This is a genomic window from Streptomyces beijiangensis (assembly GCF_017315755.1).
In the GTDB taxonomy this organism is placed as follows: Bacteria; Actinomycetota; Actinomycetes; order Streptomycetales; family Streptomycetaceae; genus Streptomyces; species Streptomyces beijiangensis.
The window spans coordinates 1-533 of the sequence record NZ_JAFLRJ010000415.1 but is presented as its reverse complement, the minus strand read 5'-3'; the positions used below and the strand labels follow the sequence as shown (position 1 = coordinate 533).

General features: G+C 74.1%; 1 protein-coding gene. It reads right to left on the bottom strand.

The features are described 5' to 3' along the window. Window positions 1-69: 69 nt before the first annotated feature. Window positions 70-533: Gfo/Idh/MocA family protein (locus tag J0695_RS33080; RefSeq protein ID WP_443726677.1), on the bottom strand; the 464-nt coding region annotated here is incomplete at its 5' end.

The window sequence follows — 533 nt, the reverse complement described above, 5'->3', positions numbered from 1 at the left end:
GGCGGCGGGGAGTCCGCAGGGGCAGGGAGACGTGGCAGTGGATCGGGGCATGCCGGATATTCTGCCGGGTTACGGCTGCCGCGGGCGCACCGGCTCAGGACGTACGCAGCTGCTCCGCACGGGAAGCGTCACGCCCTCCCGCGCCGCGTCCAGCAGCGTGAGCATCACCTCCAGGACGTGCCGGGAGAGATCGGCGGAGGCCCGGTGCGGGCGTCCCGCCGCCAGGGCGTCGGCCAGGTCCGCGAGTCCGGTGCCGCGTCCCGCGCCCCGGTAGCCCGCCGAGACGGGCAGCAACTCCCAGCCCCCGCCCGCCCGGTGGAGCTCGACCGGTCCGTCGAAGCCGTTGGGATCGGGGACCGAGAGCGAGCCCCCTGTCCCGTGCACCTCGATGCACGGAAGCCGTGCCGCCTGGACGTCGAAGCTCATGACGAGGGTCGTCAGGACGCCGCCGGCGTGCTCCAGGATCCCGGTGACATGGGTGTCCACCTCCACCGGGAAGCGCGTCCCCTCCCTGGACCCCCTGCCGGTCTCCC